Genomic DNA, 6,708 nt, shown 5'->3' on the forward strand with positions numbered 1-6,708 from the left:
GGTGCCCGCGTCGGAAGCCGCCTTGGCGATCTCCTTGACCTTGTCGTCGAACTGCTTGATGTTGCCCGGGTTCACACGGACCGCCGCGCAGCCGGCGTCGATCGCCGCGAAGACGTACTTCGGCTGGAAGTGGATGTCCGCGATCACCGGGATCTGCGACTTCTTCGCGATGACCGGGAGCGCGTCCGCGTCGTCCTGCGTGGGGCAGGCCACCCGCACGATCTGGCAGCCGGACGCCGTCAGCTCCGCGATCTGCTGGAGCGTGGCGCCGATGTCCGACGTTCTGGTCGTGGTCATCGACTGCACCGAGACGGGTGCGTCGCCTCCTACGGCCACGGAGCCGACCTGGATCTTGCGGCTGACCCGGCGGTCGGCGAGCTTGATCGGAACGGAAGGCATTCCAAGCGAAATCGCAGTCATGTGGCGAGCAACCCCAAGGTGTGAATCAAGGTCCCGAGATCGGCGGGCTCCGCTTCGAGATTACGGCACCCGATCCGTTCGAAGCACATCCCACCGCGGAGACCCCTCAAACGCAGACGACCGGCCACAGACTGCGGCCGGTCGCCACAAACGGGCGTTTGTCCACACATCGCGCTAAGTGAGCCGAACCGGATTCACCACGTCCGCGATGAGGACGAGAAGAGTGAAGCAGATGAAGATTCCCGCCACCACATAGGCGACCGGCATCAGCTTCGCCACGTCGAACGGACCGGGGTCGGGGCGGCGGAACACCTTCGCGAAGGCGCGCCGCACGGACTCCCACAGGGCCCCGGCGATGTGCCCGCCGTCCAGCGGCAGCAGGGGCAGCATGTTGAACAGGAACAGCGAGAGGTTGAAGCCCGCGACCAGGAAGAGCATGGTGGCGATCTGCTGCGACGGCGGGATGTCGAGGTTGAACACCTCGCCGCCGACCCGCGCCGCGCCGACGACGCCCATCGGGGAGTCCGCCTTGCGCTCGCCGCCGTCGAAGGCGGCGTTCCACAGGTCGGGGATCTTGCTGGGCAGGGCGATCAGCGACTCGACGCCGGACTGCACCATGTCGCCCATACGGTCGACGGACTGGCCGAAGGTCTGCGGCACGACGCCCGTGGCGGGCGCGAAGCCGAGGAAGCCGGCCGTCACGTACTGCCCCTTGATGGGCGCGCCCTTGCCGTCGTACTTCTGGACCTGGTTGGAGATCAGGTTCGCGTTCAGGGTCTTGCGGACGCCGTCCCGCTCGACGGTGACCGTGGCGGGGCCGGTGGTCTTGCGGATCTCCTTCTGGAGCGTCGCCCAGTCGTCCGTACGGTGCCCGTTGAACGCCACGATCTTGTCGCGCGGCTTGAGGCCGGCGGCCTTGGCCGGGGAGTCCGGATTGCCCTTGCCGCACTTGTCCGTCTGGGCGCTGGCCGCGACGACGCAGTCGGAGACGGTGGAGACGGTCGTGGTCTGCGTGTTGATCCCGAAGGACATCATCACGCCGAGGAAGATCACGACGGCCAGGACGAGGTTCATGAACGGCCCGGCGAACATCACGATGACGCGCTTCCACGGCTTGCGCGTGTAGAAGAGCCGGGAGTCGTCGCCGGGCTGGAGCTCCTCGAAGGCGGCCGAGCGGGCGTCCTCGATCATGCCGCGCCACGGCGAGGTGGAGCGGGCGGAGATCCGTCCGTCCGCACCGGGCGGGAACATTCCGATCATGCGGATGTAGCCGCCGAGCGGGATGGCCTTGATGCCGTACTCGGTCTCGCCCTTCTTCCGCGAGAAGATCGTCGGCCCGAAGCCGACCATGTACTGCGGCACGCGGATGCCGAAGAGCTTCGCGGTCGACAGGTGGCCGAACTCGTGCCAGGCGATCGAGAAGAGCAGGCCCACCACGAAGACGACTATCCCGAGGACCGTCATCAGTGTCGTCATGCGCGGGCCTCCGAGGTCGCCTTCGCGGTACGGGCCGCCGGGGCCGTCCGCGCTGCCAGTTCACGGGCCCGGGCGCGTGCCCAGGCCTCCGCTTCCAAGACGTCCGCGACGGTGAGGCGGGTTCCCGTGGTGGGCGTGCCGTGTTCCGCCACCACCTCCGCGACCGTATCGACAATCCCGTTGAACGGCAGCCCGCCCGCGAGGAAGGCGTCGACGCACTCCTCGTTGGCCGCGTTGAAGACGGCGGGCGCCGTGCCCCCGAGCTCGCCGACGTGCCGAGCGAGGGCGACCGACGGGAAGGCCTCCTCGTCGAGCGGGAAGAACTCCCAGGTGGAGGCCGTGGACCAGTCGAAGGCCGGGGCTGCGTCCGGGATCCGCTCCGGCCAGCCCAGGCCGATGGCGATGGGGCCTCGCATGTCCGGCGGAGTGGCCTGGGCCAGCGTGGAGCCGTCCACGAACTCCACCATCGAGTGGACGTAGGACTGCGGGTGGACGACGACCTCGATGCGCTCGAACGGGATGTCGTACAGCAGGTGCGCCTCGATGACCTCCAGGCCCTTGTTGACCAGGGTCGCGGAATTGATCGTGATCACCGGCCCCATGGACCAGGTCGGGTGCGCGAGGGCGTCCTCGCGGGTCACGGAGGCCAGCTCGGCCTTCGTACGGCCCCGGAAGGGCCCGCCCGAGGCCGTGACGACCAGCTTGCGGACCTCGGCGCGCGTGCCGCCCAGCAGCGCCTGGAAGAGCGCGGCGTGCTCGGAGTCCACGGGGATGATCTGGCCGGGCTTGGCGAGCGCCTTGACCAGCGGGCCGCCGACGATCAGCGACTCCTTGTTGGCCAGCGCGAGCGTCCGGCCGGCCTCCAGGGCCGCCAGGGTCGGCGCCAGGCCGATCGAGCCGGTGATGCCGTTCAGGACGGTGTGGCACTCGCTCCGCGCCAGCTCGGTGGCCGCCTCGGGCCCCGCCAGGATCTCGGGCAGCGGCTCCGCCCCGTACAGCGCCGCCAGCGCCTCGCGCAGCGCGGGCACCGTCTCCGCCCGGGCGACGGCGACGGTGCGCACCCGCAACTGCCGCGCCTGCTCGGCGAGGAGCCCCACGCGGCCACCGGCGGCCGACAGGCCGGTCACCCGGAACCTGTCGGGGTTGCGGAGCACGAGGTCGATGGCCTGGGTCCCGATCGAGCCGGTGGAACCGAGGATCACGATCTCGCGCGGTTCGCCCGCGGCGGTGGGGGCGGAGTAGCGCAGATGCGGGTCAGCGAGGGAGTCCGTCATGGACTCATTGTTGCGTCTTCCGCCCGGAGAGCGGACAGGGAGCCCCCGTCCTGCCTTCGGTGGGCGGTGTGGACAGGGGGTGGGGGCCACGGCCTGCATGGGGCGGGAGAACTTCCCCCTCCCTGCATGGGGCGGAAAGCTGCCCCGCACGGGGCGCGGCGCTACCCCGCACGGGGCGGCGAGCCCCCGCACGGAGCGGACGGCGCCGTGCGGGGGGGCGGCGGGGCGGCAGCGCTCAGCGGATGGGGCGGTGGACGTTGTCCGTCTTGGCCGGGCCGGGGGCGGCGTCCGCGATCCAGGGACCGTCGCCACTGGGGTCGAGGATGCCGGCCTCGAGCCACTCGTACGCCCCGGACATCACTCCGGAGACGACCTTGCGGTCGAGGTCGTCGGTGTTCGTCCACAACCGCCCGAAGAGCTCCTCCGTGCGGATCCTGGCCTGCCGGCAGAAGGCGTCGGCGAGCTCGTACGCCTCCGCACCGTGCTCGCCTTCGGCCCGCGACCGCTCCGCACGGACGCATGCCGCGCTCATCGCGAAGAGCTCAGCACCGATGTCCACGATGCGGCCCAGGAAGCCCTGCTTGGTCTCCATGCGGCCCTGCCAGCGCGACATGGCGTAGAAGGTGGAGCGAGCGAGTTTGCGCGAGGAGCGCTCGACGTAGCGCAGGTGGGTGGCGAGGTCGCGGTGACCCGCGGGGTGGAATTCCGCGTAGGTGTGCGGGAGCTGCCCGGGGCCGGTGACCAGCTTGGGCAGCCAGCGGGCGTAGAAGCCCCCTGCGCGGGCCCCTGCGCGGGCTTTGTCGCCCAGGGACTTGTCCGGGTCGATGAGGTCGCCCGCGACCGAGAGGTGGGCGTCCACGGCCTCACGGGCGATCAGCAGGTGCATGATCTCCGTGGAGCCCTCGAAGATGCGGTTGATGCGCGCATCGCGCAGCATCTGCTCGGCGGGGACGGCGCGCTCGCCCCGTGCGGCGAGCGACGCGGCGCTCTCGTAGCCCCGTCCTCCGCGGATCTGCACGAGTTCGTCGGTCATCAGCCAGGCCATCTCGCTGGCGTACAGCTTGGCGAGGGCGGCCTCGATGCGGATGTCGTTGCGGTTCTCGTCGGCCATCTGGCCGGAGAGGTCGAGGACGGCCTCCAGGGCGAAGGTGGTCGCCGCGATGAAGGCGATCTTCGATCCGACCGCCTCGTGCTCGGCGATGGACTTGCCCCACTGCTCGCGCGCCGTGGACCACTCACGGGCGATCTTCAGCGCCCACTTGCCGCCGGCGACGCACATGGCGGGGATGGACAGCCGCCCCGTGTTGAGCGTCGTCAGAGCGATCTTGAGCCCTGAGCCCTCCGGGCCGATGCGGTTGGCGGCGGGAACGCGCACCTGGTGGAAGCGGGTGACGCCGTTCTCGATGCCCCGCAGGCCCATGAAGGCGTTGCGGCGCTCGACGGTGACGCCCTCTGCCGCGGCCTCGACGACGAAGGCCGTGATGCCGCCCTTGTGGCCTTCGCTCCTGGGGACGCGCGCCATGACGACCAGCAGGTCCGCGACCACCCCGTTGGTCGTCCAGAGCTTGACCCCGTCGAGGATGTAGTCGTCGCCGTCGGGGACCGCGGAGGTGGCGAGGCGCGCAGGGTCGGAGCCGACGTCCGGCTCGGTGAGCAGGAACGCCGAAATGTCGGTGCGGGCGCACCGCGGCAGGAAGGTCTCCTTCTGGTGCTGGGTGCCGAAGAGCTTGAGCGGCTGGGGCACGCCGATGGACTGGTGGGCGGAGAGCAGCGCGCCGACGGCGGGGCTGACGGAGCCCACGACGGCGAGGGCCTTGTTGTAGTAGACCGACGTGAGCCCGAGGCCCCCGTACTTGGTGTCGATCTTCATGCCGAGGGCACCGAGCTCCTTGAGCCCGTTCACCGTCTCGTCCGGGATCCTCGCCTCGCGCTCGATCCGGGCGGCGTCGATGCGCGTCTCGCAGAAGTCGCGGAGCTTCGAAAGAAACTCTTCGCCGCGCCGTACGTCCTCCATGGCGGGCGTCGGATGCGGGTGGATCAGGTCGAGGCGGAACCGGCCGAGGAAGAGTTCCTTGGCGAAGCTCGGCTTCTTCCAGTCCTGCTCCCGGGCCGCTTCGGCGACCTGGCGTGCTTCGCGCTCGGAGACCTGTCGTACGGATGGTGCGGTCATGAGGCACCTCGCCGCTTCAGTCGGGGCCGTCCCGGTCGGCTACCGACCGGTACTACTGGACCGTATGTACCCGATCCTCCCGGCATCTACCAGACCTCGCGCAACGTTCCGGCCCGAGGCGCAGCCGGAGCGCCGTGGGGAGTAGGGGGCAGGGCCCCATGCGGGTGTCAGTGCAGGGCCGCCCCATGCGGGTGGACGATCACTCCGGATGGCGCAGGCGCGCGCGTACCGTGCGGGCCGCACGGGGCAGCGGCATGGGGCGGGCTGCCTGGCCGGGCGGTCAGTTGCCGACGGTGAGCACGATCTTCCCGGAGGTGTGGCCCGTCTCGCCGAGCTCGTGGGCCTTGCCGGCCTCGGAGAGCGGCAGAACGGCCGCGATCTCGGTGCGCAGCCGCCCGGACTCGACCAGCTCGCTGATGCCCCGCAGGCCCGCCAGGTCGGGCTCGACCATCATCCGCACGGCGCGGATGCCGCGCTCTCGCGCCTCGGCGAGGACCTGCTCCGTCAGGGGGAGCAGCGAGACGAGGGTGCCTCCGGGGCGGAGGGTGCGCAGGGAGCGGGCAGGGTAGTCGCCGCTGATGGACTCCACGACGGCGTCGAGGTCGCCGAGCTCCTCGGCAAAGTCCTGCTCGCGGTAGTCGATGAGCTCATCGGCTCCCAGGCCCCGCAGGAAGTCGTGCTTGGCGGCGCTGGCCGTGCCGATGACGTACGCGCCCCGTGCCTTGGCGATCTGGACGGCCAGGTGGCCCACGCCGCCCGCCGCCGCGTGGATCAGCACGCGCTGGCCCTCGGTGACGCGGACGGTGTCCACGATGGCCTGCCACGCGGTGAGCGCGGCGAGGGGCAGACCGGCAGCCTGCACGTGGTCGAGCCCCTGCGGCTTGGGGGCGAAATGCCGGGCGGGCGCGGCGACGTACTCGGCGTAGGCGCCCGCCGGGTGCGGGAAGCGGGGCATGCCGTAGACCTCGTCGCCCGGGGCGTACAGCGTCACGCCGTCGCCGACCGCCTCGACCACGCCCGAGACGTCGAAGCCGAGGCCGAAGGGCGGAATGTCCCCCGTGTAGTAGGAGCCGCGCGCCCGGGTCTTCCAGTCGACCGGGTTGACCCCTGCCGCCCGTACCCGCACCAGGATCTCGGTGGGGCCCGGCACGGGGCGGTCGGTCTCGACCAGGCGCAGCACCTCGGGGCCGCCGGCGGACTCCTGGCGGATGGCGTGCATGCGGGCGGGTGCTGCGGTCATGGCGGTGCGCTCCTTGCGGTCGTCCCGTTTCGGTGTCTCCAGACTTCCGGAGATCGAGGACGTCAACGAGTGGCCTGACTGCCATGGTTCGGAAGGATCCGGCCAGACGGGAGCGCGAGGTGGGCCAG

At 70.8% G+C, this 6,708-nt stretch carries 5 protein-coding genes; all 5 read right to left on the reverse strand.

Going from position 1 to position 6,708, the window contains the following annotated elements; all coding sequences use genetic code 11:
• Window positions 1-420 (reverse strand): flavodoxin-dependent (E)-4-hydroxy-3-methylbut-2-enyl-diphosphate synthase (locus V7793_RS30635; protein ID WP_336012653.1); only part of this gene is annotated, 420 nt, incomplete at its 3' end.
• 174 nt (window positions 421-594) lie between these two features.
• A complete protein-coding gene (locus tag V7793_RS30640; RefSeq protein WP_336012656.1) occupies window positions 595-1,896 on the reverse strand; it encodes a M50 family metallopeptidase in 1,302 nt (433 codons plus the stop codon).
• Window positions 1,893-3,170 (reverse strand): 1-deoxy-D-xylulose-5-phosphate reductoisomerase, encoded by a 1,278-nt coding sequence (gene dxr, locus V7793_RS30645; RefSeq protein ID WP_336012660.1) that lies wholly within the window; start codon window positions 3,168-3,170, stop codon window positions 1,893-1,895. Before dxr ends, V7793_RS30640 begins: the two co-directional genes overlap by 4 nt.
• Window positions 3,171-3,405: 235 nt before the next feature.
• Window positions 3,406-5,340, reverse strand: a complete 1,935-nt coding sequence (locus V7793_RS30650) for an acyl-CoA dehydrogenase family protein (protein ID WP_336012662.1) — start codon at window positions 5,338-5,340, stop codon at window positions 3,406-3,408.
• Between the two features lie 280 nt (window positions 5,341-5,620).
• Window positions 5,621-6,580 carry an NADP-dependent oxidoreductase gene (locus V7793_RS30655; protein ID WP_336012664.1) on the reverse strand — a complete coding sequence of 320 codons (960 nt, stop codon included), beginning with the start codon at window positions 6,578-6,580 and terminating at the stop codon, window positions 5,621-5,623.
• Between the last annotated feature and the right edge of the window lie 128 nt (window positions 6,581-6,708).

This window comes from Streptomyces sp. KLMMK (assembly GCF_036961605.1).
GTDB lineage: Bacteria > Actinomycetota > Actinomycetes > Streptomycetales > Streptomycetaceae > Streptomyces > Streptomyces telluris.

Coding starts and splice junctions, on each gene's coding strand:
- V7793_RS30640 (WP_336012656.1), bottom strand. CDS start 1,896: ATGACGACACTGATGACGGTCCTCGGGATAGTCGTCTTCGTGGTGGGC.
- dxr (WP_336012660.1), bottom strand. CDS start 3,170: ATGACGGACTCCCTCGCTGACCCGCATCTGCGCTACTCCGCCCCCACC.
- V7793_RS30650 (WP_336012662.1), bottom strand. CDS start 5,340: ATGACCGCACCATCCGTACGACAGGTCTCCGAGCGCGAAGCACGCCAG.
- V7793_RS30655 (WP_336012664.1), bottom strand. CDS start 6,580: ATGACCGCAGCACCCGCCCGCATGCACGCCATCCGCCAGGAGTCCGCC.